The sequence below is a fragment of the Oleiphilus sp. HI0125 genome (assembly GCF_001635355.1).
The window spans coordinates 1-581 of sequence record NZ_LWGF01001175.1 but is presented as its reverse complement, the minus strand read 5'-3'; the positions used below and the strand labels follow the sequence as shown (position 1 = coordinate 581).

The following is a 581-nucleotide window of genomic DNA, read 5'->3' as shown; positions in this document are numbered from 1 at the left end:
TAACGTCATCCAACTCACGCGCAATGGTTGACGCGGTCGTTTCTCCCACTTCCCTTATTCCGAGCGCATAGATAAATCGGGATAATTCGATCTGCTTTGAGGACTCAATCGCTGAAATTAAGTTCTCAGCGCTTTTTTGCCCCATACGCTCCAACAGCACGAGGTTAGGAGTATTTAAATCAAAAATATCGATCGGCGATAGCACAAACTCTTTATCGACAAGCTGGTCAACCAATTTATCGCCCAAGCCATCAATATCAAATGCCTTTCGCGATACAAAGTGCTTAATTGATTCTTTGAGCTGCGCGGGACAAAGCATCGCGCCAGAACATCTGGCGATACTGCCTTCTTGCTCAATCTCTGACGAACAAACAGGGCAATGACTAGGCAGCTCGATATTTCTTCCGAAGGCTCCCGCACCTATTCGAGCGGCAACTTTAGGAATCACATCTCCCGCTCGCTGAATCGCAACACGATCGCCAATCTTGATCCCCAAACGTGCAACTTCATCCATATTATGAAGTGTCGCATTACTTACCGTCACACCACCCACAAAAACGGGGCTCAAACGCGCAACAGGT

General features: G+C 47.5%; 1 pseudogene. It reads right to left on the bottom strand.

The window, feature by feature from the left end:
* A pseudogene (ligA, locus tag A3762_RS20385) lies at positions 1 to 581 on the bottom strand (NAD-dependent DNA ligase LigA); the annotation flags it as partial.